Origin of the sequence: Pantoea leporis, assembly GCF_028048155.1 — a bacterium.
GTDB classification, from domain to species: Bacteria; Pseudomonadota; Gammaproteobacteria; order Enterobacterales; family Enterobacteriaceae; genus Pantoea; species Pantoea leporis.
In genome coordinates, this window is the sequence record NZ_JALMEU010000005.1 from 236,657 (window position 1) to 254,728 (window position 18,072).

General features: G+C 56.7%; 17 protein-coding genes. 7 read left to right on the plus strand and 10 right to left on the minus strand.

Annotated elements, in window-relative coordinates; all coding sequences use genetic code 11:
* The first annotated feature begins 26 nt into the window (after positions 1-26).
* From MWH02_RS15480 to MWH02_RS15505, 6 genes are read left to right on the plus strand one after another with little or no spacing between them, the layout of a single operon-like run.
* Positions 27-1,493 (plus strand): hypothetical protein, encoded by a 1,467-nt coding sequence (locus MWH02_RS15480; protein WP_271460974.1) that lies wholly within the window; start codon positions 27-29, stop codon positions 1,491-1,493.
* Positions 1,494-1,510: 17 nt separating this feature from the next.
* Positions 1,511-2,788 carry an ATP-grasp domain-containing protein gene (locus tag MWH02_RS15485; RefSeq protein WP_271460975.1) on the plus strand — a complete coding sequence of 426 codons (1,278 nt, stop codon included), beginning with the start codon at positions 1,511-1,513 and terminating at the stop codon, positions 2,786-2,788.
* Positions 2,776-3,483, plus strand: a complete 708-nt coding sequence (locus tag MWH02_RS15490; protein ID WP_110868247.1) for a class II glutamine amidotransferase — start codon at positions 2,776-2,778, stop codon at positions 3,481-3,483. Before MWH02_RS15485 ends, MWH02_RS15490 begins: the two co-directional genes overlap by 13 nt.
* A 5-nt stretch (positions 3,484-3,488) precedes the next feature.
* Positions 3,489-4,289, plus strand: a complete 801-nt coding sequence (locus tag MWH02_RS15495) for a 2OG-Fe(II)-dependent halogenase WelO5 family protein (RefSeq protein ID WP_192236807.1) — start codon at positions 3,489-3,491, stop codon at positions 4,287-4,289.
* A gap of 27 nt (positions 4,290-4,316) precedes the next feature.
* Entirely contained in the window at positions 4,317-4,817 is a 501-nt protein-coding gene (locus tag MWH02_RS15500; RefSeq protein WP_101763886.1) for a YbaK/EbsC family protein, read from the plus strand.
* Positions 4,818-4,838: 21 nt separating this feature from the next.
* Positions 4,839-5,744 (plus strand): EamA family transporter, encoded by a 906-nt coding sequence (locus tag MWH02_RS15505; protein ID WP_101763887.1) that lies wholly within the window; start codon positions 4,839-4,841, stop codon positions 5,742-5,744.
* Positions 5,745-5,790: 46 nt separating this feature from the next.
* Here the strand turns inward: MWH02_RS15505 and ibpA are convergent, their stop codons facing one another.
* Positions 5,791-6,204, minus strand: a complete 414-nt coding sequence (gene ibpA / locus MWH02_RS15510; protein WP_101763888.1) for a small heat shock chaperone IbpA — start codon at positions 6,202-6,204, stop codon at positions 5,791-5,793.
* A gap of 286 nt (positions 6,205-6,490) precedes the next feature.
* On the opposite strand from ibpA, the gene MWH02_RS15515 reads away from it, so the two are divergent.
* Entirely contained in the window at positions 6,491-6,850 is a 360-nt protein-coding gene (locus MWH02_RS15515; RefSeq protein WP_304622225.1) for a YceK/YidQ family lipoprotein, read from the plus strand.
* Here MWH02_RS15515 and MWH02_RS15520 read toward each other — a convergent pair.
* The 9 genes from MWH02_RS15520 to recF all read right to left on the minus strand — a co-directional run bounded on the left by MWH02_RS15520 (position 6,828) and on the right by recF (position 17,907).
* Positions 6,828-8,090 carry a YidR family protein gene (locus MWH02_RS15520; RefSeq protein WP_271460976.1) on the minus strand — a complete coding sequence of 421 codons (1,263 nt, stop codon included), beginning with the start codon at positions 8,088-8,090 and terminating at the stop codon, positions 6,828-6,830. The two genes, MWH02_RS15515 and MWH02_RS15520, sit on opposite strands and share 23 nt — an antisense overlap.
* A gap of 145 nt (positions 8,091-8,235) precedes the next feature.
* Positions 8,236-9,531 carry an MFS transporter gene (locus tag MWH02_RS15525; protein WP_101763891.1) on the minus strand — a complete coding sequence of 432 codons (1,296 nt, stop codon included), beginning with the start codon at positions 9,529-9,531 and terminating at the stop codon, positions 8,236-8,238.
* Positions 9,532-9,838: 307 nt separating this feature from the next.
* The gene (gene dgoD, locus MWH02_RS15530) at positions 9,839-10,987 is read right to left on the minus strand and encodes a galactonate dehydratase (protein WP_271460977.1); all 1,149 of its coding nucleotides are present in this window, start codon (positions 10,985-10,987) and stop codon (positions 9,839-9,841) included.
* Complete coding sequence (locus MWH02_RS15535) at positions 10,984-11,601, minus strand: 2-dehydro-3-deoxy-6-phosphogalactonate aldolase (protein ID WP_061719996.1); 618 nt, start codon at positions 11,599-11,601, stop codon at positions 10,984-10,986. Before MWH02_RS15535 ends, dgoD begins: the two co-directional genes overlap by 4 nt.
* The gene (locus tag MWH02_RS15540; protein ID WP_271460978.1) at positions 11,585-12,463 is read right to left on the minus strand and encodes a 2-dehydro-3-deoxygalactonokinase; all 879 of its coding nucleotides are present in this window, start codon (positions 12,461-12,463) and stop codon (positions 11,585-11,587) included. Before MWH02_RS15540 ends, MWH02_RS15535 begins: the two co-directional genes overlap by 17 nt.
* Positions 12,460-13,158 (minus strand): FadR/GntR family transcriptional regulator, encoded by a 699-nt coding sequence (locus MWH02_RS15545; RefSeq protein WP_101763893.1) that lies wholly within the window; start codon positions 13,156-13,158, stop codon positions 12,460-12,462. The genes MWH02_RS15540 and MWH02_RS15545 overlap by 4 nt, the downstream gene beginning before the upstream one ends.
* Before the next feature lie 260 nt (positions 13,159-13,418).
* Positions 13,419-14,228, minus strand: a complete 810-nt coding sequence (yidA, locus tag MWH02_RS15550) for a sugar-phosphatase (RefSeq protein ID WP_110868242.1) — start codon at positions 14,226-14,228, stop codon at positions 13,419-13,421.
* Positions 14,229-14,398: 170 nt separating this feature from the next.
* Complete coding sequence (gyrB, locus tag MWH02_RS15555) at positions 14,399-16,804, minus strand: DNA topoisomerase (ATP-hydrolyzing) subunit B (protein ID WP_101763895.1); 2,406 nt, start codon at positions 16,802-16,804, stop codon at positions 14,399-14,401.
* 17 nt (positions 16,805-16,821) lie between these two features.
* Positions 16,822-17,907, minus strand: a complete 1,086-nt coding sequence (recF, locus tag MWH02_RS15560; RefSeq protein WP_101763896.1) for a DNA replication/repair protein RecF — start codon at positions 17,905-17,907, stop codon at positions 16,822-16,824.
* Positions 17,908-18,072 lie beyond the last annotated feature (165 nt).

Sequence of the window (18,072 nt, forward strand, 5' to 3'; positions counted from 1 at the left end):
TTTTTAGCCAAAGGATGAAGTGAAAAATGAATAATCTGTCCACCCTGATGCGAGAGATTAGTGGATATCTCACCCCCACGATTATTGATTCCGCGCAACACTGTTCACGCCGTTTACTTGCCGCGCTCCCGGATGCCACTCACCCGGAGAATAACCGCGTGCTGCTGGCCTACGGCGGCGGCAAAGACAGCAGCTATATGGTGGCGTACGTGCGCTACATTCAGGGGCTGATCTGGCAGCAACATGGCAGCACCTTTCAGCTGCGCATCAGCACCAATCGCCATGCAGCAATGAACGACAGCGTAATGGAGAATATCGATCGCGTGTATCGCGCGTTGCACATCCACGATGATGACTTTACCGAATGTCTGGTGACTGACGGCCTGCAAATCCGCCACTTCGATCGCCATTTACCGATGCCAGACAGCGTGCGCCAGCAGAATCGCAACGATGTGCTGATGAATGGCCATCGCTTCCGCGCCGATGCGCGCTCGACGTTTTGTAACGCCTGTAATCTCAGCATGGTGAACTCGTTTGGCCTGGCGGCGCATTACGACGGCGGCGTTGATGTGATCATCACCGGCGATTCGCCGCAGGAACAAACCGCTTATCTGGCGTGGGCGCGCCACCTTTCACGGCTGTTTACGGCTCCGGTGGCGGATAAATCGCGCGGCTTTAGCGGCTTCCTGCAGACGCTGGATGGCGTGGCCGAGCGCTATTTCGCCGATATCTACGGTGCCGATCAGGTGACGCCCGCGCACCGCATTACCTGGCAGCTGGAACGCGATCCGCTGTTCTTCAATATCTATCAGGACACCGCCTATGAAGCGGGCGCGCACTGGGCGCTGCTGACTGAATTTATGCATTTCCGCTTTGATGAACTGATGTTCAGCTTCTCCGAATCGGACTGCGGGAACCCGACGTTAATGGCACATATTCGCGGTCTGCGTGCGGAGACGCTGTTGCAGCGCAGCTACGCCGAAGGCATTCGCGAATATGTGCGCTTTGCGCTCGGGCTGATGGTGAAAAAAGATTTCCCGCCGCAGCTGATTGATGAGATGGCGGCACGTTATCAGGACGATGAAGCGATTAAGCGCGCCCGCCAGCGTGCCGCGCAGTTCGCCGAACAGGCATTTGGCCTCAATGAAACCCAACTGGTTTGCATGATCTATTCGCCGTTTATCGCCGAAGGCAATCAGCTGAAAAGCTGGCTGCAGCAGCTAGTCGATGCGCCGGACGAAGCGGCGGTGCGCGCCTTGCTGCGCGGCGAAAGCGACGACCTGGGGCTGGCGCAGCAGCTGGAGCAACGCTCTGGTTTGACCGTGGCGCAGATGCGTCACTGCTGGCGTAGCAAGCAGGTGAGTTCACTGCTGGACGATCAGCGCGGCGATGCGCTTTCGCGCGTGCTGCGTTTTGACCCGCACAAAGCAGTGATTCAGGTGAATAACGGGGTCATGCACGACGTCGTCACTGAAGTGATCTCCGGGCGTTAACCCGGTAAGGCAACGCGATGAGAAAGATTTTCCTGCAGATTGGTGCCACCCGCGACGGACAAAATCCTTACTGCGCGGTGGCCAAACGCGACGGCTACTTTACCGTACTGGCGGAGATGGGCGATTTCGTCGATTACCAATCGCTGAGCATCCCGTTGCCGTTCGATCTGATTGTGCGGCTCGATCGCCCGGAAAATCCGTGGGATGTACTGCAAGCCTGTTTGCATGCCGGGTTGATGGAGCATCCTCACGTGGTGCTGGCGGGCTTTGAAGCTTACAACGCCAGCGCCGGTCGCGTACGCGAACTGCTGGCGGGGCCCGACGCCGGTGCCAGCTTTATTCCGCCGGATAAGTACGCGCAGCGTATGGCGTTGCGCAAAGCCTGGCAGCGCTTTCCGCAGCCGGAGTTTCGCTTTTTTGCCTCGCCGCTCAGCATTCGGGATGCGCGAGACGCGTTGCTCTATCCCTGCGTGATCAAGCCGGTTGACGGCGGCGGCGGTCTTGGCGTCTGGCTGGTGAAACAGGCCAGCCAGCTTGATGCGGTGATCGGCAAGCTGGTCGACACCATGAATTACGGCGGGCGCAGCTTCAGCGGTTTTATCGTCGAGAGCTGGCTGGCGGGCGATGAGTATTCGCTGCAAGGCGTGGTGGCGAACGGCCATGCGGTGGCGCTGACCTGCTGCCAAAAGGTGATCGAACACCATAGCGATGCCGACGGCTGCGTCAGTTTTTACGAATCCGGCCATGTGGCGGTCGCCGCGCAGCAACTGCCCGCCAGCTTTAGCAGCCTGATGAGCTTCTGCTGTGAAACCTTCGGCTATCGTCAGGGCGCATTTCACATCGACTTCATTTTGGTCAACGGCGAACCGCATTTCCTTGAAATGGGCTTCCGCCTTTCCGGCATGGGCGTGGTGAATCTGGTGCAGGAAGTCACCGACATCAACTGGGCGGAAGTGGCGTTCCACATCGAAGCCGGTCACGGCATGCCGCCGCTGCATTTTCCGGCGCAGCCGCAGGCAGTGGGCCGCGTGCGTTTGCGTCAGCGCCTGCAGTATGACGCAGCTGAGCGCTGGATCGCACAGCACCAGCGCGGTCAGCTGTTGCCGCCGCTCAATCTGCCCGCGCTAGCAGTTTCGCCACGCTCTTCGCTGTATGCCGATTTAACCCGCCACGCCGGCATTCTCGCCACCTTGCGCCTCGCAGCGACCAGCCGCGACGACATTCTGGCGGTGTTCCATCAGATCCTTGAGGCCTCATCGCTCACCATTCGGAGAGATTTACTATGTGCAGAATGATTGTGGCGCACGGCCAATTTGATGCCGCCGCAGTGCTGGACGCCGCGCGTGCCATGAGCTGCGGCGAAACCGCCACGCACGAAGGTCCGATTAAACAGCATCCCAACGGTTGGGGCTGTTTATGGCTGGAGCAAGGGCACATTCGCACGCTGCACGGCACCGGCACGTTCGCCGATGCGCTGCCGACCATTGATGTTGATCGCCTGCGCGGCCGCTTTCTGGCGGTACATGTGCGCCACGCCACGCTGAGCAAAAATCACGGTATCGAATTTTCCCATCCGCTGTGGCGCACCAGCGGCGACACGCAGTGGTACATGATGCATAACGGTTTTTTGCCCACCGTTTATCAGCAATTGGGCATGGCGGAGTCGCGTTTCGATTCCGCGGAGTATCTCGAATATATGGTGGATCGCGCCACGCCCGCCGATTTCACCCGCGATTATCTGCGCGACAAGATGGCGCAGGTCGCGCCGGGCGGCAGTTCGGCCAACGCCATTTTTGTCACCCGCGATAAAGCCTGGGCGTGGCAATGGCATCCCGACGACACGCCCTATCCCAACTATTTCACGCTGCACCGCTTACAGAAAAACGACACCACTTTCATCTCTTCTGAACCTATTTCAGCACTGGGCACGGCGTCTGAATGGCGTCGTATGAACAACCATGAACTTCATGAATTTCCAATTGGGGAGTGATCAACATGGCGATATTCAATCAGATCCGCGTTATTCATCCAAACATGTTTGTGGAGAGCACCTGGCTGGATGACATCGTGACGGCGCGCGTGCCGCTGCTGGTGTTACGTAACTTCCTCAAGCCGGACGTGCGCGCAGCGGTGGTGGAGGATTTGCAGCAGTGCCGCGAACAGGTGCGGGTATCGCACTATCCAAACGGCGCGCTGACCACGCTCGGCCCTTATCTGGCGAAGCACACCGCCGCGCCGGAAAACTACTTCACCGAGCTGCGCGATATTCAGCACGCGCTGCCGTCGTCGCTGCACTGCCTGCGCGATCAGATCTACAACTGGGTGCAGCACGCGCTGCGCCTGGAAAGCCTGCAAACCGCTAATGAGCCCGAGCTGGGCGATTACGCCGGTTCGATTGTGCGCTTCCACGCTGACGGCGTCGCCAATCCCCTGCATAACGACAACATCGTGCGCGATGCCGCCGGCAGCGGATTGGCGGTGACCCGCATCTTGCACCAGCTGAGTTGCGTGGTTTGTTTGCAGGAGTGCAACGCCGGCGGCGCGCTGCGCATCTTCAACAAGAAGTGGCAGCCGGTGGATGAATGGTACAAAACGCCGGGCGAATTGGGTTATCAAACCGGCGTCATCGAGCACAGCGAGGTGTGCGAGTTCTCACCGCGCAGTGGCGATATCTATCTGTTTAACCCGGCGTTTTATCACGAAATTGATCGCGTGGAAGGCGACACGCGCATCACCATGGGCTTCTTCTTTGGCCTGACCGACAAAAAAATGAAACACGCCATCGCCTGGAGTTAACGCCAGGTTTTCGACGAGGAGACGAACATGAATACCTATGAAAAAGTAGCGGCCCTGCTGGATCACCATCAGGCGCGTTATCGTGTGGTGGAGCATGAAGCCATCGGCCAGACCGACCTGATTAGCGAGATTCGCGGTAACGATCTCAATCAGGCGGCCAAAGCGATGGTGCTGGAGGTGACGATGCCGGATGGCGCGGATGCGCGCTATCTGCTGGCGATTGTGCCGGGCGACTGCAAGATCAACTTCAAAAGCGCCGCACGCGCCATTGGCGGCAAGAAGTCGAGCTTTGCGGCGCCAGAGAAAGCGCAGGAGTTAACCCAGTGCGTGATGGGCGCGGTGCCGCCGTTTAGTTTTGATGATCGGCTGGCGCTGCGCGTCGATGTGCGCCTGCGCGACGTCGGCACGCTGTGGTTTAACGCCGGGGCACTGGATCGCTCCGTGGCTTTACAGGTGGATGACTTCTTTAAGGTTGTCGGTGATGAATGTTGTGCCGAGATCGCAACACCGGTGACGGCAACCGCCTGATCGCGGCAGTAAGGACTGTGTATGTCAGTGAAAGATATGTTGTTAGCCCTGCTGGTTGTGGTGGCGTGGGGCGTGAATTTTGTGGTGATTAAGCTGGGCCTGCAGGATATGCCGCCTTTTTTACTGGCGGGATTGCGGTTTAGCCTGGTGGCGTTTCCGGCAATCTTGTTTGTGAAGCGTCCGGCGATTCCGCTGCGCTGGCTGATCGTCTACGGCATGACCATCAGCTTTGGCCAGTTCGCCTTTCTGTTCCTCGCCATCAAGCTGGGCATGCCGGCAGGATTGGCGTCGCTGGTGTTACAGGCGCAGGCCTTCTTCACGCTGCTGTTGGGGGCGCTGTTCCTGGCGGAGAAGTTACGCTGGAATCATGTAGTCGGCATTTTGGTGGCGACGCTCGGCATGTTTATGCTGGCAACCGCAGGCATGGCAGGCCAAACCACAGCGGGCATTACGCTCACTACCATGATGCTGACGCTGGCTGCGGCGCTGTCGTGGGGCCTCGGCAATATCACCAACAAAATCATTTTGCGTAACCGCAAAGTGCCGGTGATGTCGCTGGTGGTGTGGAGTGCGCTGGTGCCGATCGTGCCGTTCTTTGCCTGCTCATGGCTGTTCGATGGCGAAGCGGCGATTGTCACCAGCCTGCTGCACATTTCACTGCAAACGGTGTTGGCGCTGATCTATCTCGCCTTTATCGCCACCATTGTCGGCTACGCGATATGGGGTAATTTGCTGAGCCGCTATGAAACCTGGCGCGTGGCACCGCTGTCGCTGCTGGTGCCGGTGGTGGGGATTCTCAGTGCGGCGCTGATTCTCGGTGAAACCTTGTCGATTCAGCAGATGATCGGCGTTTCAGTGATCATCCTCGGCCTGCTGGTGAATGTGTTTGGCGGCATGGTGAGTCAGCGATTATTGGTGCGCACCTAAACAAAAACGCCGCTTTTCAGCGGCGTTTTTTTAACTCACATCCTGATTACAGAATTTCGATACGACGCGGTTTCGCCTCTTCCGGGACAATGCGAATCAGATCGATGCTCAGCAGACCATTTTCCAGACGCGCATCGCGCACCGTGATGTGATCGGCCAGCTGGAATTTGCGCTCGAAGTTGCGCTCGGCGATACCCTGATACAGGTATTTACGCTCCGGCTGCTCTTCAGGATGTGCGCCACGCACCACCAGCACGTTGTCATGCGAGGTGATATCTAACTCGCTCTGGGCAAAGCCCGCCACGGCAATGGTGATACGGTAGAAATTCTCATCCACCAGCTCAACGTTATACGGAGGGTAGCCACCATTGGCCTGGTTTTGGTTGGACTCAAGCAGGTTAAACAGGCGATCGAAACCAATGGCAGAACGATAAAGTGGGGTGAGATCAAAGTTACGCATAATAAGACTCCTGATATTCAGCAAGTTTAGGCAACCTTCCACCATGGACAGGTTGTGCAGTCCGTTGCTGTCCCTTCCGGCAACAGCAACAAGACCGTTCCTTAAAAGTGGGTGCAGCCTGGTCGCTTTCAAGGGCTGATGCGTATTTTTTTAAAGCAAATCTGACGATATGACATACACTCAGGGGACCAATCGCCTGAGATCCAAGACGCAGCCACAGAGCTTTGCTTAACGTCAGGTGACACACTCCAGCCAGGGCCATGCCATGACTGAAGGGATGATGATGATGAATATGATGAAACGCTTTCCACTCACAGCTGTGCTGGTTTGCAGTACCTTTGTTACTTCAGGTTGCTCCAGCGTTATGTCTCACACTGGCGCCAGTCAGGGCTACTATCCCGGCACGCGCGCCAGCGCAGAGATGATCACTGACGACAACACCAGCTGGGCGATCAAGCCGCTGGCGCTGATCGATCTCCCGTTCTCAGCGGTGATGGACACCGTGCTGCTGCCGTGGGATTACTTCCGTTCTGACGACGATAAAAGTAAGGATTCGATTCACGAGCGCGTGATGCAGAGCGAAAAAATGGCCGGCACGCAAGCCAGCCTGGCGACCGCCGCGTCTATGCCCGCGCAGCCGCACTGACGCAAAACAGCTGCCGCCAGCCGTCCACTTCCCGCATATAAGCGATCTTTTCTCCATCCGGCGACCAGACCACTGCATCACCGGATGGCGCATGATCGCTGCGTGGCGTTAAGCGCGTACAGGCTCCCGTCGCCATTTCACAGCGCATCACACTGTTATCACAGATAAAGCATATCGCGCCGCCTTGTGGATGCCAGCTAAAGGCCGACTGAATGCTGCTCGCCAGCTGCGTCACCTGGCGTGGCTGGCCGCCATTCGGTGAAACCGTCCACAGCTGAATCACGCCCTGTTCGTCCGCCAGCAAAAAGGCGATGGCGCTGCCATCCGCGGAGGCGCGCAGCCAGTGGCGCGGTTGCAGTGCCAGGCCATGGGTGTGCGTGATGCGTCGCTGCTGCACGCCAGCTGGCGGCGCAGGCAATTTATCCGCCGTGCCCTGTAAGGGCGAAGCGCCCGCTTTGGCGTAATCGGCTAACGCGGCGGGCAGATCCACCACAAACACTTCCGGCACTTTGTCGCCGTTGGCGGCGCGCGTATCGCCGATAAAGGCGATAGCCCAGCGCTGCCAGCTGCCATCCGCTTTCTGATAGCCTTGATTCCCGATCCAGCACTCTTCATAGGCGCGGTCAATCTGGTCGCTGCCCGGCTGAGGATCGCGCTGCGTCTGGCTGACCAGCACGCAATAATGGCTGCCCTCATATTCACGCGGATGCTGTTTAGGCGGACACACCGGATGCAGCGGCACGGCCACGCCGACGTTACGCAGGTCGTCGCCAGCCTCCTTTTCATGCATCACATGATCGTTGTAGGTAAAGCTCAGGCGCGAACCATCCGGGCTGAAGACGTGGACATGCGAGCCACCGCGCAGCGCGCCGGGCGTGTAGGGCGCGGTGATGTCGCAGGCATCGAGGTTCTCAGCGATGCCTTGCTGCACGATCACGCCGCGTCGGTGATGAAAATCGTAGCGCCAGTGCGCATCCGGATGTTCCGGACCATGAATGCAAACGTAACGCGGCGGCAAATCCGGACTGACGGTGACCACGCCAACGTGCGCGCCATCGCGAGCCTGATACAACACTTCAACGGCACCGCTCGCCACGTTGACGCGCTCGATAGTCAGGCTGGTAAAAGAGGCGCCGGAAGGTCGCACATCAAATGCCAGCCACTGGCTGTCGCCGGTCCAGACGTTGATGTTGGTAAGTTGATGATGACGCGCGGCAAAGGTGATTTGTTTTTCTGACATGAGGCAACCTTCCATCTAACAGTTGCCGGATAAATTACGTGATTCTGCAGTGAGAAGCAGCAATTTCGCCGCGGTTGATTGCGCAATGAACGGCGCCGCTACGGATTGTGCCCGTATTTGTAGCGGCGCGATTCATCGCGCGAATTTATTCACCTACGCGTTTTACATCACCGACCAGCAGGATGTAGGAGAGCGCGCCAATCAGCGCCACCGCCGAGATATACACCAGCGCCGGTGCAAAGCCGTAGTCCTGCGCCAGATAACCCACCACCAGCGGCACGGTGATGCCACCCAAGCCGCCAACAAAGTTAAACATGCCGCCGGTCAAACCAATCAGGCGCACCGGTGCCAGCGAGGAGACCAGCGACCAGGTAATTGAGGCGAAGCCGTTGCCGAAGAAGGCGATCGCCATCAGCGTCATAATCCATATCGGATCGTTGGTGTAGTTCGCGCCCATGATGCAGGTGGAGATCAGCAGACCGCAGATGATCGGCGTTTTGCGCGCAAAGCCGAGCGAACGGCCACTGCGCACCAGACGATCGGCGACGATACCCGAGAGAATCACGCCAACGAATGCCGCGAGGAAGGGCACGGTGGTCATGAAGCCCGCGGTGAGCGCCGCGATATGTTTTTCCTGCGTCAGATAGTTCGGGAACCAGGTCAGGAAGAACCACAGCGTGGATGTGACGGCGAACTGGCCAAGATAGACGCCGCACAGCTTGCGGTGGAACACCAGTTTCCAGTCGGCGGCGGTAAGTTTGGTGCGGGCTTTCTTTTCGCTCGGCGCATCACCATCCACCATCGCGCCACCTTCACGGATGTAATCCAGCTCGGCTTTATTGATGCCTTTGCTTTGGCTGGGTGCCTGATAGAACTTAATCCAGATGAACGACCAGATGATGCCGATGCCGCCGGTAATAATGAAGACCCAATGCCAGCTCAGCAGTTCCTGAATCCAGATCAGCAAGGGCGTGAGGAACGCCAGACCAACAAACTGACCGGACGTGTAGAAGCCGACGGCGGAAGCGCGCTCTTGCTCCGGGAACCAGCTGGTCACCAGCCGGTTATTGGTCGGGAAAGCCGGCGCTTCAAATATGCCGGTAATCGCACGCAGACCAATTAATGATAATAAGCCGGTGGCAAAACCCTGCAATAACGTCGCAACCGACCAGCCAAAGATGGCAATAAAATAGGTTAAGCGTGAACCCACGCGATCAAGGAACCAGCCGCCGGGAATCTGGCATAACGTATATAACCAGGCAAAGGCCGAAAATACATAACCCATTTGCGCTTTAGTAATACCGAACTCTTCCTGAATATGCGCGGAAGCGACGGCTAAATTAGCGCGATCGACATAACAAATGACCACCGTAATAAATATCATCAGCAGCGTGATATAACGACGGCGCGTCGGTTTGGCGTGAACAGCAGAGAGATCCATGGTGTTTCTCCGTAATCGGTTTTGCCGTTTGGGCACGACAGAGCACGCCCCGGCAAATGTAGGGTAGCGATATCAAAGGTAAAACCGCGTCAGCGGTAAATAAGCTGTGCCGGGAAACAGGCTGAACGCAGCCCAATGCCTTATTTCACCGGCATATAATTATCGAGATTTAATAAAATTTAATACCCTAAAGAATTCGAGTTGCAGAAAGGCGGCAAACGAATGAATCCCCCGGAGCTTACACTAGTAAGTGACTGGGGTGAATGAGCGCAGCCAACGCATCTGCAGCTTGAATTATGACGGGTATTTACCATTCAGCGACTGAACCGTCCGGGAATCGCCATAGTGGATTACGCCAGTCGGGGGCATTTTTACTGCGTTCAATCACCAGCTCTTCGTTAATTTCCACGCCGAGGCCCGGTTTATTTAACGGATAGAAATGACCATCATCCATTTTAAAATCGTCTTTATTGATCACGTAATCGAGCAGTTCAGCGCCCTGATTATAGTGAATCCCCATGCTTTGCTCCTGGAACACCGCATTGCGTGACACGAAGTCAACGTGCAGGCACGCAGCCAGCGCAATTGGGCCGAGCGGACAGTGAGGCGCCAGCGCCACATCGTAAGATTCGGCCATCGCGGCAATTTTGTAACACTCGGTGATACCGCCCGCGTGTGACAGATCCGGTTGCAGAATCGCCAGTCCACCCGCTTCCAGCACGCGTTTGAACTCGAAGCGCGAGAACATGCGTTCGCCAGCGGCGATCGGAATATGAGTCTGCGCCGCCAGACGCGGATAATATTCCGCCTGCTCCGCCAGCACCGGCTCTTCGATAAACAGCGGGCGATACGGCTCCAGCTCTTTGATCAGCACTTTTGCCATTGGCGCGCTGACGCGGCCGTGGAAATCGAGGCCAAATTCGATCTCTTTACCGAAGGCTTCACGAATTTGCGCTACGGTATTCACCGCCTCATCGACTTTGCGCGCGTTATCGATAATGCCCATCTCTTCGCAGCCGTTGAGTTTGAAGGTATCAAAACCGATGGTGCGCAGTTTCTTGATGCCATCAATCACATCGGCCGGACGATCGCCGCCCACCCAGCTGTAGGCTTTGATGCTGTTACGCACTAATCCGCCAAGCAGTTGATAAACCGGAACACCCAGCGCTTTGCCTTTGATATCCCACAACGCCTGATCGATACCGGCGATGGCGCTCATCAGAATCGGGCCGCCACGATAGAAGCCGCCGCGATACATCACCTGCCATAAGTCGTTGATGCGTGCTGGATCCTGACCAATCAGGTATTCCGACAGCTCATGCACCGCCGCTTCCACGCTGCGCGCGCGGCCTTCAATCACCGGTTCGCCCCAGCCAACGATGCCTTCGTCAGTTTCGATTTTCAGGAACATCCAGCGCGGCGGCAGGCGATAAGTGGTCAGTTTGGTAATTTTCATCGTACAGCGTCCTTATATGCAGCAATAAATGCGCGAGCTTGTTCCACAGTGCGTGACAGCGGTTGACCGGCGCGATAGAGATCGCTGCCTAAGCCCGCGCCAATGCAGCCTGCGGCCATAAATTCATGCAGGTTTTCCGGCGTCACGCCGCCCACGGCAAACACCGGCACCTCTGGCGGCAGCACCGCTTTCAGCGCTTTGATGTAGCCCGGACCAAAGGCTGACGATGGGAAAATTTTCAGCGCCTGCGCACCGGCCTGTAAGGCGGTGAACGCTTCCGTCGCGGTAGCGCAACCGGCGGCAACGATCATCCCTTTGGCGACCGCCTGGCGGATCACCGCAGCATCGGTATTCGGCGTGACGACCAATTTGCTGTTCAGCGTTGCCAGCTCATCGACCTGCGCCGGATTCAGCACCGTACCGGCACCAATCAGCGCTTTATCGCCGAAGGTTTTCACCATCGCGCCGATGCTTTTCGCCCACTCCGGTGAGTTGAGCGGGATTTCAATCGCATCGAAACCCGCTTCAATCAGCGCGCCGACATGCGCTTCGGCTTCATCCGGCGTGATGCCGCGCAGAATGGCGATCAGCGGGACTTTAGTTTGCCAGGACATTCGCAATACTCCTTATTCCGTGCTGGAAAGCACGATCGCCTTCCAGCGTGACTGAATCCATACCGATAAACTGCAGCGCCTGCTGATAACGTTGCGCCAGCGCACTACCGGCAATAATGGTGATCGGTTGGCTTGCGGCGTCGGCCTGTTGCGTCATCAGCGCCACTTCGTGACCAATCAGCAAGCCTGAAAGAAAGTCGCTGATATGGCGGCGATCGCGCGCGCCGAGTACGTGTGAAGCACGCACTTCAAACAGGCGCGCCAGAATCGAGGCATCGTTGCTGCCGACTTGCACACCTGCGCGGAAAGCCGCCGCGTTCTCTTGCTGTTCGGGTAAACCTGCGCCAACCAGCGACTGTTTGAGCAGCAGATGATGCAGTTCGCCGGTCATCACGGTGCGAAAATCCAGCACGCGATCCTGTTCCATCTGCACCCATTTGGCGTGCGTGCCTGGCATCACATAGAGCGGCGCAGATTGCAGCTCCAGCGCGCCAAGCAGCTGCGTCTCTTCACCGCGCATCACGTTATAATTGTCGGCACGTTCGACGCTCAATCCCGGCACGATCCACGCTTTATCCTCGACGCGCGTCAGGCGGCTAGCGATGTCGCCCAGCGCCACCGGACAGGAGAGATAGGGCACCGACAGCCAGCCGGCATTGCTGCCTACCATGCCCGCCATCACCACCGGCACGTCATTGACTGGCCAACCTGCGGTGACGCTGGCAAACACTTCGGCGGGTGTGCGATCGCCCAGGCGCGTGACGCCGGCTTCCGAACGACGCTCATCGATGCAAACGCCGGCTTGGTAATGCCAGGCGCGCAGGTTGGTTGAGCCCCAATCAATCGCGATATAGCTGGTCACATAATCTCCTTGAGTCGCGCCGTTGAGCTGGCAATCATCGCTTTCGCCGCCTGCTCGGCAGCATCGCCATCCTGATGACGAATGGCATCAAACAGCGCTTTATGTTCGGCAAGCGTACGCGGCATGTTGCCTTCGTCCGCCATGTAAGTTTGCGCGAACACCGCTTTTTGCAGCTGGCTGATCGCCACGTTGAGCTGCTGCAGCACCGGATTGTGTACCGAATTCAGCACCGCTTCGTGATAGCGGATATCCGCTTCATTAAAGGCATCACGATTGAGATGGTTGGCCACCATGTCGTTGTACGCCAGTTCAATCGCAGCCAGATCGCTTGAGGTGGCGCGCTCGGCAGACCAGCGTGCAATCTGCGGCTCGACCAGCACACGCACTTCGTTCATGGCGGCAATCAGACGCGGGTCCTGATCGTGCGCCAGCGCCCACTGCAATACGTCGCTATCCAGATAGTTCCAGTGATTGCGCGGCGTGACGAACGCGCCACGATAGCGTTTCATCTCCATCAAGCGTTTCGCCATCAGCGAGCGAAACACTTCGCGGATGATATTGCGCGAGGTGCCGAAGCGTTCACACAGCTCAGCTTCCGCGGGTAACGCCGCGCCCGGCACAAACTTGCCGGCCACAATCTCTTCACCCAGCGTCAGGATGATGCGCTCTGTTTTGCTTAGTTGTTCTTGCGTCATGATGTTCCATTCAGTGAAAGGCAGGTACGCATCAGATTACTGCTTTCGCGTAGCGAAGCCTAACGGCCGCCCTGGCCTGCGCTGTCGATTGTAGTACCATTAATCCAAGTTGTACTACAATGTGGATCACAAAATAGACAAGTCATGTGTCATAACGCGATAAGGTCGCCATAAATGGCGACCTTATGAAGGCTTGGTGAGATTTGAAGTGTCGCCATGTATGGCGACCTAAAAACAGCGTGACGAGGAATAACGAGGGTTTACAGCACCAGCTCTTCAATGGCGTGCGCTACGCCGTGTTCCATGTTGGTTTTGGTAATGAACTGCGCGATTTTCTTCACGGAATCAATCGCATTGCCCATTGCTACGCCGGTTCCTGCATACTCAATCATCGCCAGATCGTTTTCCTGATCGCCAATCGCCATCACCTCTTCACGCGCCAGGCCGAGCTTCTCAGCCAGCATTTTCACGCCTTGCCCTTTATTCACGCGGGCATCGAGGATTTCGAGATAATAAGGTGCGCTTTTGAGGATGGTGTAGTTGTCACGCGCCTGCTGCGGCAAGCGCTGAATGGCAGAATCCAGCAGATCGGGCTTATCGATCATCATCAGCTTAGGGAAACGCGTAGCGCGATCCATCTCTTCCACAGAACGATAGCGCACCGGAATGCCGGTCAGGCTCGCTTCGTGGATGGTGAACTCACTGATGTCTTTGTTCGGCGTATAAAGGAAAGATTTATCGAAGGCCTGGAAGTGGACGCCAAGATCGCGCGCCAGCTGTTCGATATACAGATAGTCGTCGAAACCCAAGGTGATTTCCGCGACGCACTCGCCATCATTAGCGCGATGCACCAGCGCACCGTTATAGCTGATGCAATATTGGCCTTCATCAACCAGATTCAGCTCCATCAGATAGCGCTGAATACCGACAAACGGACGGCCGGTGGTGAGCACCACCATCACACCTTTTTTATGCGCGCGTTCAATGGCCGATTTAACGGCAGGCGTGATCTCGTGCTGCGGATTGAGTAGCGTGCCGTCCATATCGATTGCAACCAGTTTTATAGCCATAACGTCCTCATTGAGTCAGGGTTTTGATCAATGCTAGCGCGATTCAGCTCACATTGACCAGTTTCGCGCCCCATTCAGATTTTTTACCGCAGCGGGCTTTGCGCGTTTTGCCGGGCGGAAAACAAAAAACCCTTCCACCAGGGAAGGGTTTTTACGTGTTGCCGTGTCGATCAGATATCGATGTTGGCGGCTTTCAGCGCATTCTCTTCGATGAAGGCGCGGCGCGGTTCTACCGCATCGCCCATCAAGGTGGTGAACAGCTGATCGGCAGCAATCGCATCCTTGATGGTCACGCGCAACATGCGGCGGCTATCGGGATCCATGGTGGTTTCCCACAGCTGCTCTGGGTTCATCTCACCCAAACCTTTATAACGCTGGACTGACAGACCGCGACGCGACTCTTTCACCAGCCACTCAATCGCCTGCTCGAAGCTGGTGACCGGCTGACGACGTTCGCCACGTTCGATATAGGCATCTTCTTCGATCAGGCCGCGCAGCTGCTCGCCCAGCGCACAGATTTTGCGGTATTCCGGTCCATCGATGAATTCGCTATCCAGCGGATAATCGGTATCAACGCCGTGCGTGCGCACACGCAGCACCGGTTCAAACTTCTGCTCATGGTTGGCGCGGACATGGGCCAGATAGCTGCTTCCGTGTGCTTCACGTTCGGTCAGATACGCCACTAAACCGTCGATCCAGCCTTTCACAGCGGCTTCATCGCTGAGGTCGCTCAAGGTTGGATGGTAGATCAGGCCGCGCAGCAGAGCCGTAGGGAAACGGCGCTCCATACGTTTGATCATGCGCTGCGTGCCGTTGAAATCCGCCACCAGCGTTTCCAGCGGCTGGCCGCCTAACGCCGGTGCGCTGGCGTTGGTGTGCAGCGTTGCGCCGTCGAGGGCGATGGAAATCTGATACTGATCCATCGCTTCGTCGTCTTTAATATACTGTTCTTGCTTGCCTTTCTTCACTTTGTACAGTGGCGGCTGCGCAATATAGACGTGACCACGTTCGACGATTTCTGGCATCTGACGGTAGAAGAAGGTCAACAGCAGCGTACGAATGTGCGAGCCGTCGACGTCCGCATCGGTCATGATGATGATGCTGTGATAACGCAGTTTGTCCGGATTGTATTCGTCACGACCGATACCACAGCCCAGCGCGGTGATCAGCGTGGCTACTTCCTGCGAAGCGAGCATCTTGTCGAAACGCGCTTTCTCCACGTTCAGGATTTTACCCTTCAGCGGCAGAATCGCCTGATTCTTACGGTTACGACCCTGTTTGGCTGATCCGCCTGCAGAGTCACCCTCCACCAGGTAGATTTCAGACAGCGCCGGATCGCGCTCCTGACAGTCGGCCAGTTTGCCCGGCAGACCGGCCAAATCCAGCGCGCCTTTGCGGCGCGTCATCTCACGAGCACGGCGGGCAGCTTCACGCGCACGCGCTGCATCGATGATTTTGCCAACCACGATTTTCGCGTCAGACGGGTTTTCCAGCAGGTATTCCGCCAGCAGTTCGTTCATCTGCTGCTCAACCGCCGATTTCACTTCAGAAGAGACCAGCTTATCTTTGGTCTGAGAAGAGAATTTCGGATCCGGCACTTTCACGGAAACCACTGCAATCAGGCCTTCACGCGCATCGTCACCGGTCGCACTGACTTTGGCTTTTTTGCTGTAGCCTTCTTTATCCATGTAGGCATTCAGCGTACGCGTCATTGCCGCACGGAAGCCCGCCAGGTGCGTACCGCCGTCGCGCTGTGGAATGTTGTTGGTGAAGCAGTAGATGTTTTCCTGGAAACCATCGTTCCACTGCAGCGCCACTTCCACGCCAATGCCATCTTTCTCCGTCGAGAAGTAGAACACCGTTGGGTGAATCGGGGTTTTGTTCTTGTTGAGATACTCAACGAACGCCTTGATGCCGCCTTCGTAGTGGAAGTGATCGTTCTTGCCGTCGCGTTTGTCTTCCAGACGAATCGAAACGCCAGAGTTCAGGAACGACAGTTCACGCAGGCGTTTCGCCAGGATTTCGTACTCAAACTCAATCACATTGGTGAAGGTTTCGTAGCTCGGCCAGAAACGCACGCGAGTACCGGTTGCATCGGTATCACCGGACACCGCCAGCGGTGCCTGCGGCACGCCGTGCTGATAAACCTGCTGATGCACTTTGCCTTCACGGCGAATGGTCAGCTCCAGCTTCTGTGACAGGGCGTTTACGACTGAAACGCCAACGCCATGTAGACCACCGGAAACTTTATATGAGTTATCATCAAATTTACCGCCTGCGTGCAGGACGGTCATGATCACTTCAGCAGCAGAGACTCCCTCTTCCGGGTGAATGCCGGTAGGAATACCACGGCCATCATCTTGCACCGAGACAGAGTTATCTGCATGAATAGTAACGGTAATATCACTACAGTGACCGGCGAGCGCTTCGTCGATTGCGTTATCCACGACTTCGAATACCATGTGATGCAGACCGGTGCCGTCATCCGTATCGCCGATGTACATACCCGGGCGTTTGCGTACCGCATCAAGCCCTTTCAGGACTTTGATACTTGAGGAGTCATAAGAATTCGACATCAACGTTTCTCGCTCATTTAATCTTCAGGTTGAACCACTATTTTACCCTGTTCCACGCGGAACATCTTGCCCTTTTCATCACTCATGTCGATTACATGCTCGACACCAATGGCGCTGACAAATACTTGAGCCTGCGTGGCTTTTAGGCGTTCAGCTAACAGCCGACGACGGGTGTCATCCAGCTCTGAGGCAAAGTCATCAATCAAATACAAACAGCGTTGTCCGCTGCTGCGCGTCAGGTATTCGCCCTGCGCTAAGCGCAGCGCGCACATCAGCAGTTTTAACTGGCCGCGTGAGAGTAAGTCTTCCACCGGCGTGCCCTCAGCACGAATGCGAAAATCGGCTTTATGCGGGCCGCTGGCGGTATACGTGAGCGCGCGGTCGCGCTCGAAATTGCGTTCCAGCAGTTCGGCGTAGTCGCTCTCTTTATCCCAGCCGCGCTGGAAAGAGAACGTCAACGCAAACTCCGGTAAAAACTGACCGCAGGTGGCGATGATCTCGCGGGAAATCGCCGCGCTGTATTCGGCGCGCCAGGCGCTGATCTGTTCGGCCAGCGGCACCAGTTCCTGATCCCAGGGACGAATCTGGCTGTAGCGCGAAACCTGACGCAGCGCCGCATTGCGCTGTTTCAGCAGGCGACGCAAATTGCTCCAGGCATGGAAAAAACCAGGCGAGGCGTGAAAGCAGCCCCAATCGATGTAGGCACGACGGTATTTTGGACCGCCATTGAGCAGGGTAAATCCTTCCGGCGTAATCAGCTGCATCGGCAGCAGCTGCGCCAACTCGGCGACTTTGTGACCATCGCTGCCATCAATACGCACTTTGCTGTCGCCAGCGCGATTCTTGGTCAGACCGACCGACATTTCACGTTCGCTGCCTTCAATGCGGCCGTGCAGCACAAAGGCGTCCTGATCGTGACGAATCACACGGCCCGCTTGCAAACTGCGAAATGCGCGACCGTGCCCCAGCGTGTAAATCGCCTCCAGCACGCTGGTTTTACCGCTGCCGTTGGCACCGACAAGGAAATTAAATCCCGGCGCCAAAGCCAGATCGGCCTGCTCGATATTGCGAAAATCTTTAATCAGGAGGCGGGTTAAAGCCATAAACAATCCAGCGAGAACGGTAGGAGAGGGTTTTACCTAACATCAACAATCAAGGGCGTTAACGTCGAAGCTAGTTTGTGCACGGCCAGCGCGCAGGCCCTGGGAGCATACTGAAGTATGTGACCAGGGACGAGCACTGCCCGGGCGCAAAATAGCGAGTAAGTT

Coding starts and splice junctions, on each gene's coding strand:
- recF (WP_101763896.1), bottom strand. CDS start 17,907: ATGGCTTTAACCCGCCTCCTGATTAAAGATTTTCGCAATATCGAGCAG.
- MWH02_RS15485 (WP_271460975.1), top strand. CDS start 1,511: ATGAGAAAGATTTTCCTGCAGATTGGTGCCACCCGCGACGGACAAAAT.
- MWH02_RS15535 (WP_061719996.1), bottom strand. CDS start 11,601: ATGTCCTGGCAAACTAAAGTCCCGCTGATCGCCATTCTGCGCGGCATC.
- yidA (WP_110868242.1), bottom strand. CDS start 14,228: ATGGCTATAAAACTGGTTGCAATCGATATGGACGGCACGCTACTCAAT.
- MWH02_RS15490 (WP_110868247.1), top strand. CDS start 2,776: ATGTGCAGAATGATTGTGGCGCACGGCCAATTTGATGCCGCCGCAGTG.
- MWH02_RS15515 (WP_304622225.1), top strand. CDS start 6,491: ATGAATATGATGAAACGCTTTCCACTCACAGCTGTGCTGGTTTGCAGT.
- MWH02_RS15500 (WP_101763886.1), top strand. CDS start 4,317: ATGAATACCTATGAAAAAGTAGCGGCCCTGCTGGATCACCATCAGGCG.
- MWH02_RS15545 (WP_101763893.1), bottom strand. CDS start 13,158: ATGACGCAAGAACAACTAAGCAAAACAGAGCGCATCATCCTGACGCTG.
- ibpA (WP_101763888.1), bottom strand. CDS start 6,204: ATGCGTAACTTTGATCTCACCCCACTTTATCGTTCTGCCATTGGTTTC.
- dgoD (WP_271460977.1), bottom strand. CDS start 10,987: ATGAAAATTACCAAACTGACCACTTATCGCCTGCCGCCGCGCTGGATG.
- gyrB (WP_101763895.1), bottom strand. CDS start 16,804: ATGTCGAATTCTTATGACTCCTCAAGTATCAAAGTCCTGAAAGGGCTT.
- MWH02_RS15505 (WP_101763887.1), top strand. CDS start 4,839: ATGTCAGTGAAAGATATGTTGTTAGCCCTGCTGGTTGTGGTGGCGTGG.
- MWH02_RS15520 (WP_271460976.1), bottom strand. CDS start 8,090: ATGTCAGAAAAACAAATCACCTTTGCCGCGCGTCATCATCAACTTACC.
- MWH02_RS15495 (WP_192236807.1), top strand. CDS start 3,489: ATGGCGATATTCAATCAGATCCGCGTTATTCATCCAAACATGTTTGTG.
- MWH02_RS15480 (WP_271460974.1), top strand. CDS start 27: ATGAATAATCTGTCCACCCTGATGCGAGAGATTAGTGGATATCTCACC.
- MWH02_RS15525 (WP_101763891.1), bottom strand. CDS start 9,531: ATGGATCTCTCTGCTGTTCACGCCAAACCGACGCGCCGTCGTTATATC.